Source organism: Rhizobium sp. ARZ01, assembly GCF_014851675.1.
Lineage (GTDB): Bacteria > Pseudomonadota > Alphaproteobacteria > Rhizobiales > Rhizobiaceae > Mycoplana.
This window is the reverse complement of the sequence record NZ_JACVAE010000003.1, coordinates 342,561-364,310: the sequence shown is the minus strand read 5'-3', so window position 1 is coordinate 364,310 and position 21,750 is coordinate 342,561. Positions and strand designations below refer to the sequence as shown.

At 62.5% G+C, this 21,750-nt stretch carries 22 protein-coding genes, 1 tRNA gene and 1 pseudogene; 13 read left to right on the top strand and 11 right to left on the bottom strand.

Annotated features, from left to right (window positions below):
• Positions 1-175 precede the first annotated feature (175 nt).
• Positions 176-1,213 carry an Ldh family oxidoreductase gene (locus IB238_RS19015; protein WP_192250563.1) on the top strand — a complete coding sequence of 346 codons (1,038 nt, stop codon included), beginning with the start codon at positions 176-178 and terminating at the stop codon, positions 1,211-1,213.
• A gap of 46 nt (positions 1,214-1,259) precedes the next feature.
• Here IB238_RS19015 and IB238_RS19010 read toward each other — a convergent pair.
• From IB238_RS19010 to IB238_RS18980, 7 genes and pseudogenes are all read right to left on the bottom strand, one after another.
• A pseudogene (locus IB238_RS19010) lies at positions 1,260-1,888 on the bottom strand (LysE family translocator).
• Between the two features lie 132 nt (positions 1,889-2,020).
• Positions 2,021-2,983: a dihydrodipicolinate synthase family protein gene (locus tag IB238_RS19005; RefSeq protein ID WP_192250560.1), complete on the bottom strand. Its 963-nt coding sequence runs from the start codon at positions 2,981-2,983 to the stop codon at positions 2,021-2,023.
• Between the two features lie 124 nt (positions 2,984-3,107).
• Complete coding sequence (locus IB238_RS19000; RefSeq protein ID WP_192250557.1) at positions 3,108-3,812, bottom strand: GntR family transcriptional regulator; 705 nt, start codon at positions 3,810-3,812, stop codon at positions 3,108-3,110.
• Positions 3,813-3,968: 156 nt separating this feature from the next.
• The gene (locus tag IB238_RS18995; RefSeq protein WP_192250554.1) at positions 3,969-4,763 is read right to left on the bottom strand and encodes a crotonase/enoyl-CoA hydratase family protein; all 795 of its coding nucleotides are present in this window, start codon (positions 4,761-4,763) and stop codon (positions 3,969-3,971) included.
• Positions 4,760-5,635 (bottom strand): hydroxymethylglutaryl-CoA lyase, encoded by an 876-nt coding sequence (locus IB238_RS18990; RefSeq protein ID WP_192250551.1) that lies wholly within the window; start codon positions 5,633-5,635, stop codon positions 4,760-4,762. Before IB238_RS18990 ends, IB238_RS18995 begins: the two co-directional genes overlap by 4 nt.
• A 173-nt stretch (positions 5,636-5,808) precedes the next feature.
• Entirely contained in the window at positions 5,809-6,306 is a 498-nt protein-coding gene (locus IB238_RS18985; RefSeq protein WP_192250548.1) for a DUF4405 domain-containing protein, read from the bottom strand.
• Positions 6,307-6,574: 268 nt separating this feature from the next.
• Positions 6,575-6,649, bottom strand: a tRNA-Gly gene (locus tag IB238_RS18980).
• A 293-nt stretch (positions 6,650-6,942) separates the two neighbouring features.
• Between IB238_RS18980 and IB238_RS18975 the strand changes: the two genes are divergently transcribed.
• The 4 genes from IB238_RS18975 to IB238_RS18960 all read left to right on the top strand — a co-directional run bounded on the left by IB238_RS18975 (position 6,943) and on the right by IB238_RS18960 (position 9,468).
• On the top strand, positions 6,943-7,464 hold the full coding sequence (locus IB238_RS18975) for a prolyl-tRNA synthetase associated domain-containing protein (protein ID WP_246723723.1): 522 nt from the start codon (positions 6,943-6,945) through the stop codon (positions 7,462-7,464).
• Between the two features lie 59 nt (positions 7,465-7,523).
• Entirely contained in the window at positions 7,524-8,477 is a 954-nt protein-coding gene (trxA, locus tag IB238_RS18970) for a thioredoxin (RefSeq protein ID WP_192250545.1), read from the top strand.
• Between the two features lie 113 nt (positions 8,478-8,590).
• Positions 8,591-9,271, top strand: a complete 681-nt coding sequence (locus IB238_RS18965; protein WP_192250542.1) for an LON peptidase substrate-binding domain-containing protein — start codon at positions 8,591-8,593, stop codon at positions 9,269-9,271.
• 8 nt (positions 9,272-9,279) lie between these two features.
• Positions 9,280-9,468 carry a Trm112 family protein gene (locus IB238_RS18960; RefSeq protein ID WP_192250539.1) on the top strand — a complete coding sequence of 63 codons (189 nt, stop codon included), beginning with the start codon at positions 9,280-9,282 and terminating at the stop codon, positions 9,466-9,468.
• A gap of 27 nt (positions 9,469-9,495) precedes the next feature.
• Here IB238_RS18960 and IB238_RS18955 read toward each other — a convergent pair whose 3' ends face one another.
• A complete protein-coding gene (locus IB238_RS18955; RefSeq protein WP_192250536.1) occupies positions 9,496-10,716 on the bottom strand; it encodes a ubiquinone biosynthesis hydroxylase in 1,221 nt (406 codons plus the stop codon).
• Between the two features lie 84 nt (positions 10,717-10,800).
• On the opposite strand from IB238_RS18955, the gene tesB reads away from it, so the two are divergent.
• From tesB to IB238_RS18925, 6 genes are all read left to right on the top strand, one after another.
• Positions 10,801-11,685 carry an acyl-CoA thioesterase II gene (gene tesB, locus IB238_RS18950; RefSeq protein ID WP_192250533.1) on the top strand — a complete coding sequence of 295 codons (885 nt, stop codon included), beginning with the start codon at positions 10,801-10,803 and terminating at the stop codon, positions 11,683-11,685.
• 225 nt (positions 11,686-11,910) lie between these two features.
• Positions 11,911-12,249, top strand: coding sequence for a P-II family nitrogen regulator (locus IB238_RS18945; RefSeq protein ID WP_192250530.1), 339 nt, complete (start codon positions 11,911-11,913; stop codon positions 12,247-12,249).
• A gap of 25 nt (positions 12,250-12,274) precedes the next feature.
• Positions 12,275-13,636, top strand: coding sequence for an ammonium transporter (locus IB238_RS18940; protein ID WP_192250527.1), 1,362 nt, complete (start codon positions 12,275-12,277; stop codon positions 13,634-13,636).
• A gap of 257 nt (positions 13,637-13,893) precedes the next feature.
• Positions 13,894-16,542: a DNA translocase FtsK gene (locus tag IB238_RS18935; RefSeq protein ID WP_192250524.1), complete on the top strand. Its 2,649-nt coding sequence runs from the start codon at positions 13,894-13,896 to the stop codon at positions 16,540-16,542.
• Positions 16,543-16,643: 101 nt separating this feature from the next.
• Complete coding sequence (locus tag IB238_RS18930; RefSeq protein ID WP_192250521.1) at positions 16,644-17,294, top strand: outer membrane lipoprotein carrier protein LolA; 651 nt, start codon at positions 16,644-16,646, stop codon at positions 17,292-17,294.
• A 120-nt stretch (positions 17,295-17,414) separates the two neighbouring features.
• Positions 17,415-18,221: an exodeoxyribonuclease III gene (locus IB238_RS18925; protein WP_192250518.1), complete on the top strand. Its 807-nt coding sequence runs from the start codon at positions 17,415-17,417 to the stop codon at positions 18,219-18,221.
• A gap of 11 nt (positions 18,222-18,232) precedes the next feature.
• Here IB238_RS18925 and IB238_RS18920 read toward each other — a convergent pair whose 3' ends face one another.
• Together IB238_RS18920 and IB238_RS18915 are read right to left on the bottom strand one after the other, a co-directional pair.
• Complete coding sequence (locus IB238_RS18920) at positions 18,233-18,688, bottom strand: cyclic nucleotide-binding domain-containing protein (protein ID WP_192250515.1); 456 nt, start codon at positions 18,686-18,688, stop codon at positions 18,233-18,235.
• Between the two features lie 112 nt (positions 18,689-18,800).
• Positions 18,801-19,484 carry a response regulator transcription factor gene (locus tag IB238_RS18915; RefSeq protein ID WP_192250512.1) on the bottom strand — a complete coding sequence of 228 codons (684 nt, stop codon included), beginning with the start codon at positions 19,482-19,484 and terminating at the stop codon, positions 18,801-18,803.
• A 156-nt stretch (positions 19,485-19,640) separates the two neighbouring features.
• Here IB238_RS18915 and IB238_RS18910 point away from each other — a divergent pair, with 156 nt between their 5' ends.
• Together IB238_RS18910 and IB238_RS18905 are read left to right on the top strand one after the other, a co-directional pair.
• Positions 19,641-20,189 carry a L,D-transpeptidase family protein gene (locus tag IB238_RS18910; RefSeq protein ID WP_192250509.1) on the top strand — a complete coding sequence of 183 codons (549 nt, stop codon included), beginning with the start codon at positions 19,641-19,643 and terminating at the stop codon, positions 20,187-20,189.
• A 150-nt stretch (positions 20,190-20,339) separates the two neighbouring features.
• Positions 20,340-21,170: an aldo/keto reductase gene (locus IB238_RS18905; RefSeq protein WP_192250506.1), complete on the top strand. Its 831-nt coding sequence runs from the start codon at positions 20,340-20,342 to the stop codon at positions 21,168-21,170.
• 61 nt (positions 21,171-21,231) lie between these two features.
• On the opposite strand, the gene IB238_RS18900 is transcribed toward IB238_RS18905, so the two are convergent.
• Positions 21,232-21,750 (bottom strand): histidine phosphatase family protein, encoded by a 519-nt coding sequence (locus IB238_RS18900; protein ID WP_192250503.1) that lies wholly within the window; start codon positions 21,748-21,750, stop codon positions 21,232-21,234.

The window sequence follows — 21,750 nt, the reverse complement described above, 5'->3', positions numbered from 1 at the left end:
CTTGCAGCTCGAGCCCACCGAATAGGGGAAGAACCCGCGGGGTGGGCCGGCACTTGCATCTTTCGCCCCACCATGCATACAACATGTCCACATGAATGCAACGCTTGTCTTGGCAGTGCCGCGCACCTCCGATCAGGCGACAACCACACCGCATGACGCACGAAAGGAAGCTGCGATGAGCCAAGATACCATCCTCACAATCGAGGCCCTGACTGGGCTCGTCGAAGAAATCTTCCGCAAGGCCGGGCTCAACGAGGTTCAGGCCGGCGCGCTCGCGCGGGTGATCGTCGCCGGCGAGCGCGACGCCTGCAAATCGCACGGCATCTACCGGATCGAGGGCGCCCTGCGCACGGTCAAGGCAGGCAAGGTCAAGCCGGATGCCGTGCCTGAGTTGACGCTGACGGAAGGCTCGGCCATCGTCAAGGTGAACGCGAATGGCGGCTTTACCAATCCAGCAGTCGAACTCGGCGTGCCGGCCCTGGCCGAGCGCGCCCGCGCCTGCGGCCTTGCGGCCCTCGTCATCAACGACTGCTCGCATTTCTCGGCACTTTGGCCGGAAGTGGAAGCCATCACGGAGCAGGGCCTTGCCGGGCTCGTAATGTGTCCGAGCTATGCGACCGTGGCGCCGACCGGCGGCAACAAGCCGCTGCTTGGCACAAATCCCTTCGCCTTCGGCTGGCCGCGTCCCGGCAAATCCCCCTACGTCTTCGACTTTGCGACTTCGGTTGCCGCCCGCGGTGAGATCGAGTTGCATCGGCGGGCGGGCAAGCAGCTGCCCGAAGGCTGGGCTATCGATGCGGAAGGCAATCCGACGACCGATCCGGAAGCAGCACTTGCCGGCGCCATGCTGCCGTTCGGCGGACACAAGGGCTCGGCCATCGGCACGATGATCGAACTGCTTGCCGGCATTATGATCGGCGACCTGACCAGCCCGGAAGTACTCGACTACCTCGGCACGACGACGCTGGCGCCCTTCCACGGCGAACTCATCCTCGCCTTCTCGCCGGAGGCTTTTGCTGCCGGCCGTTCCGGCGCCCCCTTCGCCCGGGCAGAGGTTCTGTTCGAAGCAATCGCCGGCCAGGGCGCCCGCCTGCCCTCGCAGCGCCGTTACGTCGCGCGGGCGAAATCGGAGACCCACGGCATTGCCTTGACCGCTGCCGAGATGGAGCAGCTGGACCGCTTGCTCGCCCTGGGACTTGACGCAGTGGCGTAACCGATTGATTCCGGGTAGCGCCGTGGCGACGGGTTCGCCGCGGCGTTCAACCCTTTTGTAGAGCGAGATGGGCGCCGAGGCCGATTAGGATCGTTCCGCCCGCATTGCGCACCAGCGATTGCACGCCACTTGACTGCTTCATTCGCGCGAGGATTACATCCGCGAGCATGACGGTGACGACATCGGCAAAGGTGAACATCAAGTTCACCAGAATTCCCAAAATCGCGAGTTGCACCCAGATCGGCAGGCCGGCGCTGCTGTCCACAAACTGCGGCAGGAAAGCCAGGAAGAAGATCGCTGTTTTGGGATTGAGCACTTCCACAGCGACGCTTTGGAAGAATGCCCCCCGCCCGCCCTTCGGCGCGCCTCCCGCCACGCACTCTTCGCGTCCCTCGAACGGAAAAGCGAAATGCCGAGCCAGACGAGATAGGCGGCACCGGCAAACTTCACGCCGGCATAGGCGATCGGCACGGCATGGAACAGGGCGGAAAGCCCTGCTGCGGCCGCGATGATATGCGCGTAGGCGCCGAGATGGGTGCCGAGGACCGCCATCAGGCCTGCCGCGCGGCCACCAGCCATCGTCCGGGCGGCGGCGTAGAGCATGGCGGGGCCTGGAATGAAGGCGAAGACCGCCGTGGTGACAGCGAAGGCAAGCAGCACGTCAAGGGAGGGCATTTTCGACTTCTCTCGCTCCGGTTGCCAAAGACAATCGCAAAATCGGATCGCTGCGACAATCGCAAAAACGCCGCCGGCAGCGTTGGCTACAGGCGGCGTAAAGAATCGAAAGGGAAGTCGGAAGCTAGGCGATTAAGCCTTGTACTTCTGGACGGCGCCCGGGAGCTTGCTCCATTCGGCATACCAGGTGTCGAACAGCTTGAGCTGGGCCTCGACATAGCCACGCTGGCTGTCGGAGAGGGCATCGGTCTCGTTGAAGTGCAGCGTGTATTCCTTGTCGCCCTTCAGCACCATCATGTGCTTGAAGTAGAGAACGAGGTCCGGGCCTTCGTCGAAGGAGGAGAGTACGGCGAGCGCCTGCTCCAGTTCGAGCGCGCGCTGGCGGGCGTCCGCGTCGCCGGCGGCAGCGGCGCGTGCCAGGTTGCACATGTGCAGGACTTCCTTCGGCAACACCACGCCGATGCCGGTGATCGCGCCGGTCGCGCCGCAGTTCACGAAGCCCTGGAACACGCAGGTGTCGACGCCGATCATCAGGGTGACGTCGTCTTCACGGCTGGTGATGTGCTCGGCCGCATAGCGCATGTCGGCTGCACCGCCGAATTCCTTGAAGCCGATCAGGTTCGGGTGCTCGGCGCGTAGCGCGAAGAACAGGTCAGCGCGGGTGGCGAAGCCGTAATAGGGGCTGTTGTAGATGACGGCCGGCAGGTCCGGGGCGGCAGCGAGAATGGCCTTGAAATGGTTCTTCTGAGCTGCGACGACCGTGGCGCGCGACAGGACGCGCGGAATGACCATCAGGCCCTGTGCACCGACCTTCTGGGCGTGTGCGGCATGAGCAACAGCCGAGGCGGTGTTCACGGCGCCGGTACCGACGATGACCGGGACGCCAGCCTTGACGAGGCGCTCGACGCCTTCCATGCGCTGCTCGTCGGTCAGAAGCGGCCAGTCACCCATCGAGCCGCAGTACACGACCCCCGACATGCCCTTTTCGATCAGTTCCTTGCCCTTGCGCACCAGCGCGTCGAAGTCCGGGCTGCGGTCTTCCTTGCAGGGGGTCATCAGGGCCGGAATAACGCCGGAGAAAATCTTGGCCTTCATCGTAAACTCCTCTTTAGGCTGTCGGGCGAGCAGGGATGGTCACGCCAACGGCGAGATCGCACCCGTGCCTTCAACGCGATAATAGCATTTGTATTTTATTTGTCGACAAGAAATCGACAAGGCATCACAGCGCAATGTCCAGTCGCTCGTCACGCGTGAAAAGCTTTTGAATCTGGTGGACGATTTGTTCGGCGTGGGCCCTTGCGACCCGGTCGGCACCATCGACGTCACGCGCGGCAATGACTGCGATCATGTCCGCATGCTCGTCGACGAAACGCTGTGGAAATTGTTCTTCGTAGGACTGGTAGTAGAGGCGCAGAATTCGCCGCCCCTCATCCAGCAACCGACGGAACAGGCTCGTGAAATAGGGATTGCGGCCTGCGTCTGCGATCGCCGCATGGAAGGCGGCATTGGTGGCGATCATGGCGAGTGCGTCCCGTGCCTCGACGGCTGCCGCATAGTCCTCGTGGAAGCCACGGATCACCGCCAGATCCTCTGGGCGGTGATATTGCGCTGCCAACCGCGTCGTGACCCGGTACATCAGCACCAGCGCGTCGAAGAAGGTGTGCATGTTGAGGAAATCGATGTTCGACACCATGGTCGAGCGATTGGGCAGCGTATCAATCAGCCCCTCACCCGCCAAACGCACCAGCGCCTCGCGTATCGGAGTCCGTGACATCTCGAAGCGTTCAGCCAGCTGAACTTCATCGATCGGGCTGCCCGGCGGGAGGACCAGGTCCAGGATCTCGTCGCGCAAGATATCGTAGACGAATTTTACGCCAGAGCCGCGCTTTCGTTCCGAGGATGGTGTCGACAGTTTTTCATTCATAGCCAAATAACCTGTGTCGACAAAAGAAATACACACGTTAGCAATGATGTTCAACGCCTGTTGACGGAAAACAAATTTCGTCGGTCCAACCGGCTTGAATGCAGGCAGGGTTGAGCCTTGCCGGAATCTGCGGCACGCAACCGTACAGGTCCGACACTACTGGATCTTTGATTTCCAGGACGCCGGTCGCTTTTCAAAGAACGCTGCGATCCCCTCCGCCGCCTCCGCCGTTTCCCAGGTGTCCGCAAGCCGGGTCAGGGTCATCTCGATCAGACTTTCATCGATCGGGGCAGCAACCGAATGCACCAAAGCTTTCGCCGCGGCGACGGCTCCCGGCGCGGTCGCAAAATACTGGGCGACCTCCCGTTCGACCGCCGCATCCAGCCCCTCCGCCTCGACCTCCGCGTTCAAGAGGCCGACGGTCAACGCCTCGTCGGCCCCGAAAAGGCGCGCCGAGGTGAAATACCGTAACGCATTGGCCGAACCGATGCGGGCGATGACATACGGGCTTATCGTCGCCGGGATCAGCCCGAGCCGCGTTTCCGTCAAGCCGAAACGGGCGTCGGAGGCGGCAATCGCCGTGTCGCAGACACTGATCAGGCCGACGCCGCCGCCATAGGCCTGACCGTTGACGCGGGCAATCAGCGGCTTTGGCAGCTCGCGCAACGCCTTCAGCATCACGGCGAGCTTGCGAGCCTCGGCGATCCGTTGCTCCCGGGTCGCCGAGGCCTGCTCTTTCATCCACTTGAGATCGCCCCCCGCGCAGAAACTTGCACCTTCGCCGGTCAGAACCACGACACGCACTGCAGGATCGTCGCCGAGTTGCGAAGCTGCCTGCGTCAATTCGGCGATCATCCGCGCGGATAGCGCATTGTGCTGTTCGGGCCGGGCCAGCATCAGCGTCGCCACGCCGCGGCTGTCCGCCGCAATGGAAATTGTCTCGAACTTCATGGCTTGGTCTCCGCTTCCGGCCTCAGGACAAGTTCACGGGCAAATGCTGCCGCATCCGCCAGACGCGTCATGTCCAGGCCGGTGCTGTAATCCATTGCCTCCAGCATCCCGGCGACCGCAAGCGTATCGACGTTGCCTTTCGCGCCCGGAGCGAACGGGCAGCCGCCGAGGCCACCCACCGAGGCATCGAACACCCTCAGCCCGAGATCGAGACTGACGCGGATGTTGTCGAGCGCCCGCCCGCCGGTATCGTGATAGTGGCCAGCAAGCTGTTCGGGCGGTGCGACGCCGAGAACGGCGCTCAGCATGGCGGCGACTTCATCTGGCGTCCCCCGGCCGGTCGTATCGCCGAGGCTCACTTCGTGGCAGCCGAGCGCCAGCAGCTTCTCCGTAACGCCGGCAACGGCGCCGGGCGGTGTCGGCCCGTCATAAGGGCACACCACGACGCAACTGACATAGCCGCGCAACGGCAGACCATCGGTGCGGGCCCGATCGGCTACGGGCTTCAGCCGGTCGAGGCTCTCGGCAATCGAGCAATTGATGTTGGCGCGGGAGAAGCCCTCGGATGCCGAGACGAAAATTGCCACCTCGTCGGCGCCGGCCGCCCTCGCCGCTTCGTAGCCGATCATGTTCGGCACCAATGCGGCGTATCGTGCGCCAGGACGCCTTGCGATACCCGCCATGACCTGCGCACCATCGGCCAGTTGCGGCACCCATTTCGGGCTGACGAAGCTGGTCGCCTCGATACGGCCAAAGCCGCAGGCGGACAGCCTGTCGATCAGCGCGATTTTTTCCGCCGCCGGAATGATGCGCTTCTCGTTCTGCAGGCCGTCGCGTGCCGCCATTTCGACGATTTCGACATACGCGCCCATGAGCCTCCCTTTCGCCCGCCGGAACGTGCCCGCACGCCGGCGCGGCCGACAAACGCTCCACCACTATGGCCTCCATGGTAACGAGCCCGTCGCCCTTGGCAACTCCTTGCAGCGACCAAGAGGGAGCTGCGGCGCCGACAATGAAGGGCGATCGACATCAAGACGGCAGAGCGTCAACGTTCCTGGGCAAGCAGTGCCTGAACCAGTTCGAACTCGTTCTTACCCGATCGTTCCGCAATCTCGGACAATGGCACGTCCGCGGCCACGGCAAAGCCTCGCTGGTTGAGCCTTGCGAGGAGGCCATCGGTCGTATCACCCAACAGGGGTGCCAGCTTCTCTGGCGAGTTCTGCAGAACCACCCGGGCGAGGGCAAACTGCGGCGGGCCGCCCGAACGCCCCTCTCCACCTGGCCATGCGAATGGAACCGCCGCCGCCAACGATATCAGAAGCGCGACCGTCATGGGTCGCCGTCCGAAATAACCCGTCATCGGGCGCCAGTTCTTCCACACATGCAAAACGAACGGCGCGATCAGCACCATGCTCAGCCATTCATGCATCGCGTGGAAGGTGGCGTTGCCGATATGAAAAAAGATCGCAACGCCCGAAACGAGCGAGACGAGAAACAAACCTGTGATCAATGGCGTCGCATAGCGCTTGAGAACCGCAATCATGTCTTTGTCTTGATGTTGTTGATCCGGTCGGCAGGCTAACCGCGCAAAAGTCACAATGAATAGTTAAATCACTGTAATATTTGACAAACTCAAATTTCACACAGGAGATTTTTGCGGGCGCGGGGAAGAGCCTGACGAATCCACGTTGCTCGTACAGGACAGCGGGGACGACGCTCACGAGGCGTCGCCCGGAGTGGCGCGCGCGCCTTCGCCACCGTGGAAAACACAAAAGCCCCGGCGAACCGAGGCTTCGAAGGACTTGGAAGAATGGAGCGGGTGAAGCGATTCGAACGCTCGACCCCAACCTTGGCAAGGTTGTGCTCTACCCCTGAGCTACACCCGCTCATCGTCGACGGCCTGGGGTAGTCGGTGGCCGAAGGTCGCTGCGTTGCGGCGACGGGCGGTATATGGCCTAAGCGTTTTTCAAATGCAACAGGGAAATCGCAGGATTTTCCAGAAATTTTCGATTGAGCCGTGGAAAGCCTGAAAAGCCGCGCACTGGCGCGGCCCGGCTACGCGACGACGCCCGTTGCCTCGCCCCGCAATACATCTTAAGCAACGCTACAAGCCAACCGGTCCTGCGAAAGGCTGCGGGGCCGGGCAACATGACAACGGCGGACACCAGCGGGATCAAACATGGATATGCAGCGGGACGTACAGAGGCCAAAGACCGAAGAAGAGCTTTTCGCCTTCCTCGACAGCCTGGGCATCAAGCATACGACGAAGAACCATGAGCCGGTTTTCACCGTTGCCGAATCGGTGGCGCTGCGTGACGAAATTCCCGGTGGCCACACGAAGAACCTCTTTCTCAAGGACAAGAAGGACAACTATTTCCTCCTGACGGTCGAGGAGAACGCCGCCGTCGATCTGAAGACGATCCATGGCGTCATAGGTGCGGCGAGCCGCGTTTCCTTCGGCAAACCCGAGAAACTGATGGAATATCTTGGCGTCATTCCGGGCTCTGTCACTGCCTTTGGCGCCATCAACGACACGGGCGCGAACGTGAAGGTGATCATCGACGAAGATCTGATGGCCTACGACATCATCAACGCACACCCCTTGAGGAACGATGCGACCACGTCGATCGGGTCGAAGGACCTACTTCGTTTCATCGAGGCGACCGGCCACGAGCCGCTTGTCTTGAAAATGACTGCCTGACATACGATCTTCTGACGAAATTCGATTGAAACCGGGCGACGGTCCGCGAGGAGACAATGATGAGCGACAATCCCTATGCGACATCGTTTGGCGGACAGATGAACGCCGCGGTCAACTATGGCGGCGCAACCGAGGCGGACCTGATCAAGGACACGACGACGGCGAACTTCGCCAAGGACGTCATCGAGGCATCGCGGCAGCAACCGGTACTCGTCGATTTCTGGGCGCCCTGGTGCGGTCCCTGCAAGCAGTTGACGCCAATCATCGAGAAGGTGGTGAAGGAAGCCGCCGGTCGCGTGAAACTCGTCAAGATGAACATCGATGATCATCCTTCGATCGCGGGCCAGCTCGGCATTCAGTCGATCCCCGCCGTGATCGCCTTTGTCGACGGCCGTCCGGCCGACGGCTTCATGGGCGCATTGCCGGAGAGCCAGGTGCACGCCTTCATCGACAAGATCGCCGGCCCCGCGGGAGCCGATCAGAAGGCGGAGATCGAGGCGGTTCTGATCGAGGCAAAGACGCTTCTCGACCAGAACGATGTCGCCGGTGCAGCCGACCTCTTCGGCGCGATCCTGCAGGCAGACCCCGACAACGCCGCAGCCCTCGCCGGGATGGCCCAGTGCATGATTGCCGCCGGCCAGCACGACAACGCCCGTCAGACGCTTGCCTCTGCTACCGAGGAAATGGCGAAGGACCCGACCATCACAGCCGTGCTCAAGCAACTCGACCAGATCGAGGAGGCGCGCAAGCTCGGCGATCCGCAGGCGCTGGAGCACGCGCTCGCCGCCGACCCGGATGACCACGCCGCCCGTCTGAAACTCGCCAAGATCCGTAACGTCGAAGGCGATCGTCAGGCGGCCGCAGATCACCTGCTCATGATTTTGAAGCGCGACCGGTCGTTCGAGGACGATGCGGCCCGACGCGAGCTTCTCCAGTTCTTCGAGGTGTGGGGACCCAAGGACCCGGCCACGATCGCGGCCCGACGCAAGCTTTCGTCGATCCTGTTTTCCTGATCGTTCGGCCCCGGCACATCTTGAGAAATTCGCCACGAACCCCATTTCATGAGCATCGCGGCGTCTGAAACTTCCAGTTCGGACGCCACCGAATGCAACGGGAAGGCGATGAAATGCACGTCGGAAATGCACGTTATCTGAAGCCGGACGACTTGCCGGGGACGATTCCGGTGTTTCCGCTCACGGGCGCCCTGCTTTTGCCGGGCGGACAGCTACCACTCAACATCTTCGAACCACGCTATCTTTCCATGTTTGACGATGCACTGGCGGGCAGCCGCCTGATTGGCATGGTGCAACCGGTCTTCGGCGATCACGTGGAATCGGATCCGTCGTCCGAGACACCGGCGCTCTGCCGGGTCGGCTGCATAGGGCGGATCACCTCCTTCGCCGAAACCGGCGACGGGCGCTACATTGCCTCACTGACCGGAGTGTGTCGCTATCGGTTGATCAGCGAGGCGCGCACGGCCAAGGCCTACCGCTGCTTCAAGATCGCCCCTTTTATCAGCGACCTTTCCGGCGCCGATGACGAACGCGGCGTCGACCGCGAGGCGTTGCTCTCCGCCTTCCGCGCCTATCTCGACGCCAACAAGCTGGAGGCGGACTGGGAGAGCGTCGAACGCGCCAGCAACACGACGCTCGTCAACTCCATGTCGATGATGTCGCCCTATGGCCCTGCCGAAAAGCAGGCATTGCTCGAGGCGCCCGATCTGAAGACCCGCGCCGAGACGCTGATCGCGATTACCGAGATCGTGCTGGCGCGCAATTTCGGCGACGTCGACACACGGCTCCAATAGGTCATCTGATGGACAACAAGACCCACCACGTCGACCCAAAACTTCTGGAACTGCTCGTCTGCCCGCTGACGAAAGGCAGGTTGACGTGGAATGCGGAGGCTGGCGAACTGGTATCGGAACGGGCCAAGCTCGCCTATCCGGTGCGCGACGGCATCCCGATCATGCTCGTCTCGGAGGCGCGCGAACTGAAGGACTGAGCATTCGCTACGCGGCGGAGCACAGCCTCAGATCGGCTCGCCGACCAGCATGCGCGGCTGGTTGGCGCCCGAAAGTCCCTCGGCCTGGCGGATGAAGTACGACTTCAGGCCCGGAAGGCGATCGACGATCCCAAGCCCGAGATCGCGCGCCACGCGCACCGGTGTGATGTCATTGGAGAACAACCGGGTCAGCACATCCGTGGTCACGCCCATGCGGAACGTGTCGAAGCGTCGCCACGTCTCGTAGCGCTCCAGTACCGCGAGCGAGCCGATATCGAGCCCCAGGCGATCGGCCTCCACGATCGTCTCAGCCAGCGCCGCAACGTCCTTGAAGCCGAGGTTCAAGCCCTGCCCCGAGATTGGATGGATCCCGTGCGCGGCATCGCCGGCGAGCGCAAAGCGCGGCGCAACAAACGAGCGGGCCAGGGTCAGGCCGAGCGGGAAGGCCCTGCGGCCCCCGACGACCTTGAGCGCTCCAAGCTTGTGCCCGAACCGGCGCTCCAGTTCCTCCTCGAAGACTAGGTCGTCGCTGGCGATGAGGCGCTCGGCATCCTCCGTCCGCTCGGTCCAGACGAGCGAGGAACGGTTGCCGGTCATTGGCAGCGTTGCAAACGGGCCGGAGGGGAGGAAATGCTCCTCAGCGGTTCCCTCGTGCGGCCGCTCGTGCTCCACCATCGTCACGATGCCAGACTGGCCATAATCGAAGCGCACGGTCTTTATGCCGGCGATGTCACGCAGCTTCGAGCGCACGCCATCGCAGGCGACCAGAAGACGCGTCTGTCGCGTCTCGCCGTTGGAGAGGCGAACCTCCGTCGCATGCGCATCGGTAGAGAAGTCGACCGCCGACGTCGCCCAGTGGATCGGCAGGCCGATCCGCTCGGCTGCGGCGAGCAGGCTGCCGGTCACGGCACGGTTCGGGACCATATGGGCAAACGGTGAGCTGTCGTCTGCGGAGCCGGTTCCTTCGAAGGTGAGAAACACCGGACGGACGGGGTCGGCTATGCGCGAATCGGTGATCACCATCCGCCGGATCGGTTCTGCTTCCGGCGCGATCTGGTCCCAGACGCCGAGCACGCTGAGCAGATTGCGTGCGGCGGCAACGAGTGCGGATGCCCGCTCGTCGCGCTCCCAGGCTTCAGCCGGCGCGCCGTCGACAAGTTCCACCTTGAGATGCGGCGCTGCCGTCTTCAGCGCCACGGCCAGTGACAGCCCGACATATCCGCCACCGGCCACTAGAACGTCGATCATGCGTTTCTCCCTGCCCCCTTGAGCAACCCGAGCAGTCTATATAGAGGACGAAGCCATCGTTTCCTACCGTGGGAGAATGCCCAAATGTCGCGTCTGGTCGAAACCCGTTCGCCGATGGAGGAGTTGCTTTCGACCCTGGACCTCGAACCGCTCGAGGTGAACCTCTTCAGGGGGCGAAGCCCGCAGGTGGGCTGGCAGCGTGTATTTGGCGGACAGGTTATCGCGCAGGCGCTGGTGGCGGCTTGCCGCACCGTCGACAACGACCGGTTCATCCATTCGCTTCACGCTTACTTCGTCCGTCCCGGCGATCCGGCGATACCGATCCTCTACGACGTCGACCGCGTTCGCGACGGCGCGACGTTCACGACGCGCCGGGTCATCGCCATCCAGCACGGCAAGCCGATCTTCTTCATGACCGCCTCCTTCCACATCGATGAGGCCGGCTTCGACCACCAGTGCCCGATGCCGGACGTGCCCCCGCCGGAGGAACTGCTTGTCGAGGAGCAGATCCGCGAACGCTTCCTCGCCCAGGCGCCGAAGAACATCCGCGAATATTGGGAACGGCCACGACCGATCGAGCTGAGGCCGGTCGAGCTGACGCACTACCTCTCTCCCGAGAAGCTGCTCCCGACCCAAAACGTCTGGGTGCGCGCCACCGGACCAGTTCCGGATGCCCGCGACCTTCAGGCGGCCGTCCTCGGCTACCTCTCCGACATGACGCTGCTCGACACCGCACTTTTTGCGCATGGGACCTCCGTGTTCGACCGAACGCTGCAGGTTGCGAGCCTCGATCATGCCATGTGGTTCCATCGCCCCTGCACGCTTGACGACTGGCTGCTCTATGCCCAGGACAGCCCTTCGGCGTCCGGGGCGCGCGGCCTCACCCGTGGTAGCCTTTTCAACCGATCCGGTGAACTCATCGCCTCGGTGGCGCAGGAGGGACTGATCCGGAAAAAGGCGGCTGATTAATTCAGGTGCAATATATTTGCACCGCCTAATTTTTAGGCTGAATCGGTGACGCTTCGCCGACAGCCCCTGTTTCCTGTGCGAAAAATAATTACTTCACAATAGGTTAGCATAGCCACTCGAATCTGGCACGCTCCTTGAATGTGTATCGCCCAGCGGCCGAAGCAACACGCTTGCGGCAGCTTTGAACGGCCTCGGCCGTGGGCGAACACGAAGAATGGGAACCAGATGAAAATTGTGATGGCCATTATCAAGCCGTTCAAGCTCGATGAGGTGCGCGAAGCCCTCACCGCCGTCGGCATCCAGGGCCTGACCGTGACCGAAGTGAAGGGTTACGGCCGCCAGAAGGGACACACGGAAATCTATCGCGGCACCGAATATGCCGTGAGCTTTCTCCCCAAGCTGAAGATCGAGATCGCCGTTTCGACCGAAACGGTCGACAAGGCCGTCGAAGCAATCGCATCAGCCGCAAAGACCGGCCAGATCGGCGACGGAAAGATCTTCGTCTACTCGATCGACCATGCCGTGCGCATCCGCACGGGCGAAACCGATTCCGAAGCGCTGTAAGAACCGCAGATCAGGGAGCTCCCTTATGTCATCGCATACTTTTTCCAGCATCGCTGCCCGCCTGGGCATTGCATCTGCGGCACTTTTCGCCCCTGTCGTGGCCCTTGCGCAGGAAGCGGCACCCGCAGCCACCGAAGCTGCCGCGGCCGCACCGGTTCCGGACAAGGCCGATACCGCGTTCATGTTCCTGTCCACCCTGCTCGTCTTCTTCATGCTGATCCCGGGCCTGGCCCTGTTTTACGGTGGCCTGGTGCGTGCCAAGAACATGCTGTCGGTCCTGATGCAGTGCACGGTCATCGGCGCCATGATGATGATCGTCTGGGTCACTTACGGCTACTCGTTCGCCTTCGGCGGCTCGACCAGCCCCTATTTCGGCGGTTTCGCCAAGATCTTCCTGTCGGGCGTTTCGGTCGACAGCACGGCTGCAACCTTCTCCGAGGGCGTCGTCATTCCGGAATACATCTTCATGCTGTTCCAGATGACGTTTGCGGCGCTGACCCCGGCCCTGATCATCGGCGCCTTTGCCGAGCGCATCAAGTTCTCGGCCGTCCTCCTTTTCACCCTGCTCTGGGCCACCTTCGTCTACTTCCCGATCGCCCACATGGTCTGGGACGGCAACGGCCTGATCTTCAACATGGGCGCGCTTGACTTTGCCGGCGGCACCGTCGTTCACATCAACGCTGGCGTGGCAGGCCTCATCGGCGCGATCATGGTCGGCAAGCGCACGGGCTTCGGCAAGGACATGATGGCGCCGCACTCCATGACGCTGACGCTTGTCGGCGCTGCGATGCTGTGGTTCGGCTGGTTCGGCTTCAACGCCGGCTCCAACCTTGAGGCCTCGGGCGGCGCAGTGCTCGCAACCGTCAACACCTTCGTCGCAACGGCAGCCGCGATCCTCGCCTGGTCGCTGGTGGAAAGCTTCACCCGCGGCAAGGCATCGCTGCTCGGCAGTGCTTCCGGCATGATCGCCGGCCTCGTGGTCATCACCCCAGCCGCAGGCTCGGTCGGCCCGATGGGCGCGATCGTGCTCGGTCTTCTCGTCTCGCCGATCTGCTATTTCTTCGTCGCCGTGGTGAAGAACAAGTTCGGCTATGACGATACCGCAGATGTCTTCGGCATCCACGGCGTCGGTGGCTTCATCGGCGCGCTCGGAACCGGCATCTTCACAGCACCGTGGCTCGGCGGTACCGGCGGGGAGGATTTCTCGATCGCCTCGCAGTTCATGACCCAGCTGACGGCCGTCGTGATCACCATCGTCTGGTGTGGTGTCGTATCGGCGATCCTCTACAAGGTGGTGGATGTGATCGTCGGCCTGCGCGTGTCGGTCGAAGCCGAGCGCGAAGGTCTCGACCTGTCCTCTCATGGGGAAGCCGCCTACCACGCCTAAGACAGAACATGCGACGGCACGAGGTTCCGTCGCCGAACTTCCCGTCGCGGCCATATATGAATATGCCGCGCCTCGCCCGGGCCTCTGGTCCGGGCTTTTTTGCGTAACCATGCCGCAAATTACCCGCGAAAAAACTGCACTTCGAGCCATGGTTAACATGCCATTAACGCTTGACCCATTAGGGTCGCACATCGTCCACACTCCCGAGCACGGCGGGAAGACCACATCCGGAATGATCGCGCGACAGGCTGAAACACATGGCGAGAAGCACATCGGCAATGCTGGACAACCGACCTGAGCGGTTCGTCCTATCCGCCTTTCTCTGGCGGCAGGTACGGGCCTTGCTGGGTTTCGGCCTGTTCATGGCACTCGCGCTCGCCATCGCGGCACTCTCCACCTGGAACGTCTCCGATCCGAGCTTCTCCTACGCTTCCGGCGGCGAACCGACGAACGCGCTCGGCTATGGCGGCGCGGCATTCGCCGATATCTTCATGCAGTTCTTCGGGCTCGCCAGCGTCGTTGCCCTGCTTCCCGTCGTCGCCTGGGCCTTGGCCCTCATCAAGAACAGGCGGCTCTCGCGCATCGTGAAACGGTTCGGTTCGTGGTTCCTGGGCGCCGTCCTCGCCTCTGCGGCCCTCAGCTGCATTCCGGCACCGATCACCTGGCCGCTGCCAAACGGTCTGGGCGGCGTTTTCGGCGACATGATCCTACGTTTTCCGGCGCTGTTCACCGGCGCCTATCCGACAGGCACCCTGGCGAGCGTTTTGGGCGCTTTTCTGGCGATTCCCGCTAGCTGGCTGCTCATCTTCAGCGCCGGACTCATTGGCAACGACCCCTTGGACGAGGACGAGGTTCCCGCACCGGCACCGGTGGAGCGGACCCGAACGGTCAGCGATGCCGAGGAAGAGGATGAGGCAGAAGGGCCGCTGATGGTCGTGGCCGGCGCGCTGACCCATGCCTGGTACACCAGCCAGGCCCGCGCACGCCGACTGTTCGGCTTGCCCGGCCGCAGCAAGACCCACTCCCGCGCTGTCGAACAGCCTTACGACTTCAACGACGATGAGTTCGGCACCCTCAACGAGCCCTCGCGCGCCAAGGTCGCGCCACGCCTGTCAGACCGGGTCGAGCCGCCCTTGGAAGGGAGCGCCCGACGTGCCGTTTCACCGCCGCCGATCTCGGACTTCGATGACGAGGGAATGCTGGACGACGACGGCGACGACCTCCCCCGCCCCGCCGGCATCCTGCCGGATGACGACGACTGGGCGCCGCGCGCGGCACCGGCCGCACCTGCCGGCCTGCGTTCGCGTATTGCCGCCGCCGCACCGAAGCCCAAAGCCGGCCAGCGGGTCGAGCGGGAGGCGCAATCTTCGTTCGCTGGCCCCGGCGGCTTCCAGCTTCCGTCGCTGCACCTGCTTGCCGAACCGAGGAACGTTGCCCGTGACGCCTCGCTCTCGGCCGATGTACTGGAGCAGAACGCCCGTATGCTTGAGGGCGTGCTTGAAGACTTCGGCGTCAAGGGCGAGATCATCCATGTGCGCCCCGGCCCGGTTGTTACCCTCTACGAACTGGAACCCGCGCCCGGCATCAAATCGTCGCGCGTCATTGGCCTTGCCGACGACATCGCCCGCTCGATGAGTGCGATTGCCGCCCGCGTCGCCGTGGTGCCCGGCCGCAACGCGATCGGCATCGAGCTGCCGAACCAGAGCCGTGAGACGGTGTACCTGCGTGAACTCTTGGCAAGCCGCGACTTCGAGACCAGCAAGGCCAAGCTCGCCATGGCGCTCGGCAAGACCATCGGCGGTGAACCTGTTATCTCCGACATCGCCAAGATGCCCCACCTGCTCGTCGCCGGCACGACCGGCTCGGGCAAGTCGGTGGCGATCAACACGATGATCCTGTCGATTCTGTATCGCCTGAAGCCGGAACAGTGTCGCCTGATCATGATCGATCCAAAGATGCTGGAACTCTCCGTCTACGACGGCATTCCGCACCTGCTCTCCCCAGTCGTCACCGATCCGAAGAAGGCGGTCGTGGCGCTGAAGTGGACCGTCCGCGAGATGGAGGAGCGCTACAAGAAGATGTCGAAGATCGGCGTGCGCAACATCGACGGCTTCAACAGCCGCGTCGAGCAGGCGCTTGCCAAGGGCGAGGCGATCACCCGCACCGTCCAGACCGGCTTCGACCGCCAGACCGGCGAGGCGATGTACGAAACGGAAGAATTCGACCTGCAGCCGATGCCCTACATCGTCGTCATCATCGACGAAATGGCCGACCTGATGATGGTCGCTGGCAAGGACATCGAAGGCGCCGTGCAGCGTCTGGCGCAGATGGCCCGCGCCGCCGGCATCCACGTCATCATGGCCACCCAGCGCCCTTCAGTCGACGTGATCACCGGCACGATCAAGGCCAACTTCCCGACCCGTATCTCCTTCCAGGTCACCTCCAAGATCGACAGCCGCACGATCCTCGGCGAACAGGGCGCCGAGCAGCTGCTCGGTATGGGCGACATGCTCTACATGGCCGGCGGCGGCCGCATCCAGCGCGTCCATGGCCCCTTCGTCTCCGACAACGAGGTCGAGGCCGTCGTCGCGCATCTGAAGACGCAGGGCGCACCGCAGTATCTCGACGCCATCACCGAGGACGACGACGAGGACATGGAAGGCGGCGGCCCGGCCGGTACGTCCAACCTGGAAGATTCGGACGATCCCTACGACCAGGCCGTGGCCGTGGTCTTGCGTGATGGCAAGGCCTCGACATCCTATATCCAACGCAGGCTCGGTATCGGCTATAATCGTGCGGCCTCGCTCATCGAGCGGATGGAGCAGGAGGGCCTCATCGGACCGGCAAACCACGCGGGCAAGCGCGAGATCCTGGTTCCGATGGAAGACGAAATCACGAGCCGGTAGCGCAAGCGCGCTTTCTCGCCCTGAACGCGAACCGGCGCCAGCGATCGCGCCTTGATGGCGCCGTACTTGGCGTACATGAGAGCGACATGAAGGAGATCACGATGAGCAACGACCACAAAGCCTCGGCTGGCACCGACATCACACGACGCGGCTTCGTCGGTCTGACGGCGCTGTTGCTCGCCACCGGCCCGTCTGTCCTGGCGCCGAGCCCGGCTGCTGCCCAGGCTTCCGGTACGGCTCAACGCATCGCCGATCATTTCTCCTCTGTGAAGACGATGATGGGCGAGTTCGTGCAGTTCGGCCCCCGCGGCGAGCAGACCGGCGGCAAGTTCTATATCAGCCGCCCGGGCAAGATCCGCTTCAACTACGAGGATCCTTCGCCGATGCGCGTCATTTCCGATGGCCGCACGGTGGTGATCGGGAACCGTAAGCTCAAGACCTGGGACGTCTACCCGCTCTCCAAGACACCGCTGAAGCTGCTGCTGGGCAACAGGATCGATCTGTCGGCACGGATGGTGCGCGGCGTGAGGGAGGAATCCGACCTCACCACGATCGTGCTCGGCGACCGGAACATGTTTGGCACTTCCACCATCACCATGATGTTCGACCCAAAGACCTACGACCTGCGCCAGTGGACGATCCGGGATGCGCAGGGCAAGGACACCTCCGTCATGATCTTCAACGTCAAGACAGGTGTGCAGCTCGATGCGAAGATCTTCAAGATCCCCTTTGACGAGATCCACGGGCGGTAACGCCTCCATCCACCAAGGTATGAAAAGCCGCAGAGGTTTCGCCGCTGCGGCTGTTTTCTTCTGCGCAAGACCCGTCTAAGTACCTGGCAAACCTTAAGCCGGGAATACGAGGACACGCGCATGCCCCTTTCGATCGCAACCTGGAATATCAACTCCGTTCGGCTGCGGATCGGCCTCGTCGAGCATTTCCTCAAGACCCATGCGCCGGATATCCTGTGCCTCCAGGAAACCAAGTGCCCGAACGACCAGTTTCCGTCAAAGCCGCTGAAGGCGCTGGGCTACGAGCACATCGTCATGCACGGCCAGAAAGGCTACCACGGGGTCGCGACGATCTCCCGGCTTCCCCTGACCGAACTCGTCGAGCGGCGCGACTATTGCGGCGTCGGCGATGCCCGGCATGTATCGGTCGTCTTCCGGCATGGCGAAAAATCGATCCGCCTGCACAATTTTTATGTGCCGGCGGGCGGCGACGAACCGGATCGCACCATCAACCCGAAGTTCGGCCACAAGCTCGATTTCATCGAGGAAATGAAGCTGCTGCACGCGGAAGCGGAAGCCGGCATTTCCTCCATCCTGGTCGGCGACCTCAACATCGCTCCGCTGGAGCACGACGTCTGGTCGCACAAGCAACTGCTGAAGATCGTCAGCCACACGCCGGTCGAGGTCGAAGGCCTCACGGAAGTGATGACGAACGGGGCCTGGGTCGACCTCATGCGCCGCAAGATCCCTGCTGACCAGAAGCTCTACACCTGGTGGAGCTATCGTGCCCAGGATTGGAATGCGGCAGACCGCGGCCGGCGCCTCGATCATATCTGGTCATCGGCCGATCTGGATTCACACTTATCCGAAATTGCGGTATTGCGCGAAGCGCGCGGGTGGGAACGCCCCTCCGACCATGTGCCGGTCATCGCGACGTTCGATCTCTAGGCGAGAGGGATTCAGGCGAAGCGGCCGGCCATGCCCTTCGCACCTCTGATCATCGCTTCGAGATTGGCGCGGATCCGTTCCTGCACCAGCATCGCCACGTCGGGATATTCCTCCAGCATCCGCCGAAACAGCGGACGGTTGATGCGAATGACCTCGCTGTCTTCCGTCGCCGTTGCGGTGAACTTCCGCTCGACGACGGAGATCATCGCGAGTTCCGACAGAAGCGATCCGCGGCCGGCGGTCCCCTCTTCCTGCACCGAACCATCGCGGGCCGTGGAAAACAGACGGAAGGTGCCCGAAGCGACCACGAAGCCGCAATCGGCGGATGTCCCTTCGCGAAACAGCGTCTGCCCCTCGACGATGCGCCTGCGCTCGGCGCCAAACGCCATCAGCCGCAGCTTGTCTTCCGAAAGACCGGCAAACAGCGGAACCTGCGCGAAAAGCCTGATATCGTCACTGAGAGCCAAACGGGGCCTCCGGCATGCTGTCGAGGCTCCACGAGACGCAAAGCCTGCATCGAACTATTGACCAGTCCAATAGCCGACAACCCCCTCCCCCGTCCAGCGGTGCGCGGAAGGATCAGGGAACGATCTTGTAGCCGCCGTTTTCGGTCACCAGGATCTCGGCATTGGACGGATCGCGTTCGATCTTCTGGCGCAGCCGATAGACATGGGTTTCGAGCGTATGGGTCGTCACACCGGAGTTGTAACCCCACACCTCTTCCAGCAAGACATCGCGCGTCACCACCTTCTGGTCAGCCCGATAGAGATAGCGGATGATCGCTGCCTCCTTTTCGGTCAGACGGATCTTCTGTCCGTTGTCCATCGTCAGGAGCTTCTGGCCGGGCTTGAATGTATACGGCCCCACCGTGAAGGTAGCGTCCTCGCTGCTTTCATGTTGGCGCAGTTGCGCGCGAATGCGCGCGAGAAGAACGGCGAAGCGGAAAGGCTTGGTCACATAGTCGTTCGCGCCCGCCTCGAGTCCAAGAATGGTATCGGAATCGGTGTCATGCCCCGTCAGCATGATGATCGGTGCCTTGAAGCCGCCCTTGCGCAGCAGCTTGACGGCCTCACGGCCATCCATATCGGGCAAGCCGACATCCATGATCAGGAGATCGACCTGACCGGAGCGCGCGGCCTGGATACCCTTTGCGGCTGTGATCTCCTCAAGGATCGTGAACTCCTCATAGAGCGCAAGCTGCTCGACCAGCGTCTCGCGCAAGTCTTTGTCGTCATCGACAATGAGGATCGTTCGCGATGTCATTTCTTTCCTTCCGGTATTCGAATTGAGCCTAAGCAAAATTGTCCTTTTGACAACCCCGCCGCGACTGTAAGTAAGTCCGAGGTCCGCGGTCGAGCTTGTGCTTATGCTGGAATTGGCGGACCTGACAAAACAGCATGAGCACCTACGGGCCGCGTTATGAGACGGATAGCAAAGACAGCATCAGAAAAACACGGCACAATCGTGGTTCGGCGTGCACCTGCGAAAAAGAGCCGCGCCATCTTGCAATTCGGAACGCTGCGCATTCCGGCTGCAATCGGCCGCAGCGGCACCACTGCCCTGAAGCGCGAAGGCGACGGCGCCACCCCGATTGCGTCGATGCGGGTGTTGCACGGCTTCTGGCGCGGCGACCGAATGCTGGGACTGACAACCGCCCTGCCGATGCAGCGGATCCGCTCTGGCATGCTCTGGTGCGATGCGCCGGAAAGCCCGTCCTATAACCAGCTGGTTCGCACGCCTTTCAAGGCCAGTCACGAGGAGATGCGCCGTAGCGACGGCCTCTACGACGTTTGCCTCGTCCTCGATTGGAACATCACCTCCCGGCGCAGAAACCGCGGATCGGCCATCTTCTTTCACCTGATCAGGCCAGGCTACGAACCGACGGCAGGCTGCGTCGCGGTAAAGGCACGCGACATGATGCGACTTCTGCCGCTGTTACGGCGGGGTAGCAGACTGCGCGTCGCTTGAGACGGGCGACAAGGCGCTTGCAAAGCGGCGTCCCTCGAGGTGGAAACCACGCACTCACGGCCTATATCTGCTGGGTCGCGCCACGCCAGGTGGCGACCTTCAAACCTGGCAGCCACCCTTTCATCACGCATTCCTTCATGGAGACCTTTCGTGAGCAACACTCCGACAATCACACTCAGTGACGGCAACAGCATCCCCCAGGTGGGCCTTGGCGTCTGGCGCACGCCCGACAACATCGCCGCACCAACGGTGCGCACCGCGCTAGCCGCCGGCTATCGACATATCGACACCGCAGCGATCTACGAGAACGAGGAGGGCGTTGGCGAGGGCATCCGTACCTCTGGCGTCGACCGCAAGGACATCTACCTGACCACCAAGCTCTGGAATGACAATCAGGGTTTCGATTCGACCCTGAAGGCCTTTGACGAGAGCCTGAAGCGGCTCGGCACCGACTATGTCGATCTCTATCTGATCCATTGGCCGGCACCCAAGCGCCACCTCTACGTCGACACCTGGAAAGCCTTCGTCCGTCTGAAGACGGAAGGCCGGGCGCGCTCGATCGGCGTTTCCAACTTCTATCCGGAGCATATCGAGATGATCGTTGCCGAGACCGGCGAGGCGCCCGTGATCAATCAGATCGAGCTTCATCCCGATTTCCAGCAGAAGGCGGCACGCGCCTTTCAGGAGAAGCAGCGCATCGTCACCGAATCCTGGAGCCCGCTCGGCCAAGGCATGCTGCTCGACAATCCGGTGATTGGCCGGATCGCCCGCAAGCACGGCCGTACTCCGGCGCAGACGATCATCCGCTGGCATATCGACAATGGCCTGGTGGTGATCCCGAAATCGGTGACGCCGTCGCGGATCGCGGAGAACTTCAAGGTGTTCGATTTCAAGCTGGACGCCGAGGATCTTGCCGCCATCGATACCCTCGACAGTCAGGACCACCGGATCGGTCCCGACCCGATGACGGCTGACTTCTGATCGCTCGATCTCGACATCGAAAGGCCGGAAGGAGTGCATGCCCTTCCGGCCATCTGAACCTTCAGACGAGCCGTTTCGGCGTCACAAAGCGCTCGAGCGTGCCGGTTCCGGCATGCAGATCGGACCACAGTTCAAGCGAGAAATCGAAAACGACCAGCCCCGCCGTCGGATATTTCTCGCCCAGCCGGTGGATCGCATCCGCTTCGCCAGCACCGACGAGCGCGAGTGCCAGTTGCTGCAGTCCGGGATTATGACCGACCAGCATGAGACAACGCACGTCCGCATCCGTGTCTCGAACCACGTCCAGCAGCCGGTTCGGGGGTGCCTCGTAGATTGCCGCGATATCACGTCGCTCAATTCCCTTTGGTAGATCGGGCGCCATCAAGTTCCAGGTGTCCTGCGTGCGGCGGGCCGTTGAGACCAGAACGAGGTCGGGCACGAGGCGCTCCCTTGCCAGGTAAGCCCCCATGACAGGCGCCGCCTTCTGCCCGCGCGGGGCCAGCGGCCGTTTCTGATCGGCGACGCCGTCCGGCCAGGCGGATTTCGCATGACGGAGCAGGATAAGGCGGCGGCTGGTCAT

Coding starts and splice junctions, on each gene's coding strand:
- IB238_RS19015 (WP_192250563.1), top strand. CDS start 176: ATGAGCCAAGATACCATCCTCACAATCGAGGCCCTGACTGGGCTCGTC.
- IB238_RS19005 (WP_192250560.1), bottom strand. CDS start 2,983: ATGAAGGCCAAGATTTTCTCCGGCGTTATTCCGGCCCTGATGACCCCC.
- IB238_RS19000 (WP_192250557.1), bottom strand. CDS start 3,812: ATGAATGAAAAACTGTCGACACCATCCTCGGAACGAAAGCGCGGCTCT.
- IB238_RS18995 (WP_192250554.1), bottom strand. CDS start 4,763: ATGAAGTTCGAGACAATTTCCATTGCGGCGGACAGCCGCGGCGTGGCG.
- IB238_RS18990 (WP_192250551.1), bottom strand. CDS start 5,635: ATGGGCGCGTATGTCGAAATCGTCGAAATGGCGGCACGCGACGGCCTG.
- IB238_RS18985 (WP_192250548.1), bottom strand. CDS start 6,306: ATGATTGCGGTTCTCAAGCGCTATGCGACGCCATTGATCACAGGTTTG.
- IB238_RS18975 (WP_246723723.1), top strand. CDS start 6,943: ATGGATATGCAGCGGGACGTACAGAGGCCAAAGACCGAAGAAGAGCTT.
- trxA (WP_192250545.1), top strand. CDS start 7,524: ATGAGCGACAATCCCTATGCGACATCGTTTGGCGGACAGATGAACGCC.
- IB238_RS18965 (WP_192250542.1), top strand. CDS start 8,591: ATGCACGTCGGAAATGCACGTTATCTGAAGCCGGACGACTTGCCGGGG.
- IB238_RS18960 (WP_192250539.1), top strand. CDS start 9,280: ATGGACAACAAGACCCACCACGTCGACCCAAAACTTCTGGAACTGCTC.
- IB238_RS18955 (WP_192250536.1), bottom strand. CDS start 10,716: ATGATCGACGTTCTAGTGGCCGGTGGCGGATATGTCGGGCTGTCACTG.
- tesB (WP_192250533.1), top strand. CDS start 10,801: ATGTCGCGTCTGGTCGAAACCCGTTCGCCGATGGAGGAGTTGCTTTCG.
- IB238_RS18945 (WP_192250530.1), top strand. CDS start 11,911: ATGAAAATTGTGATGGCCATTATCAAGCCGTTCAAGCTCGATGAGGTG.
- IB238_RS18940 (WP_192250527.1), top strand. CDS start 12,275: ATGTCATCGCATACTTTTTCCAGCATCGCTGCCCGCCTGGGCATTGCA.
- IB238_RS18935 (WP_192250524.1), top strand. CDS start 13,894: ATGGCGAGAAGCACATCGGCAATGCTGGACAACCGACCTGAGCGGTTC.
- IB238_RS18930 (WP_192250521.1), top strand. CDS start 16,644: ATGAGCAACGACCACAAAGCCTCGGCTGGCACCGACATCACACGACGC.
- IB238_RS18925 (WP_192250518.1), top strand. CDS start 17,415: ATGCCCCTTTCGATCGCAACCTGGAATATCAACTCCGTTCGGCTGCGG.
- IB238_RS18915 (WP_192250512.1), bottom strand. CDS start 19,484: ATGACATCGCGAACGATCCTCATTGTCGATGACGACAAAGACTTGCGC.
- IB238_RS18910 (WP_192250509.1), top strand. CDS start 19,641: ATGAGACGGATAGCAAAGACAGCATCAGAAAAACACGGCACAATCGTG.
- IB238_RS18900 (WP_192250503.1), bottom strand. CDS start 21,750: ATGACCAGCCGCCGCCTTATCCTGCTCCGTCATGCGAAATCCGCCTGG.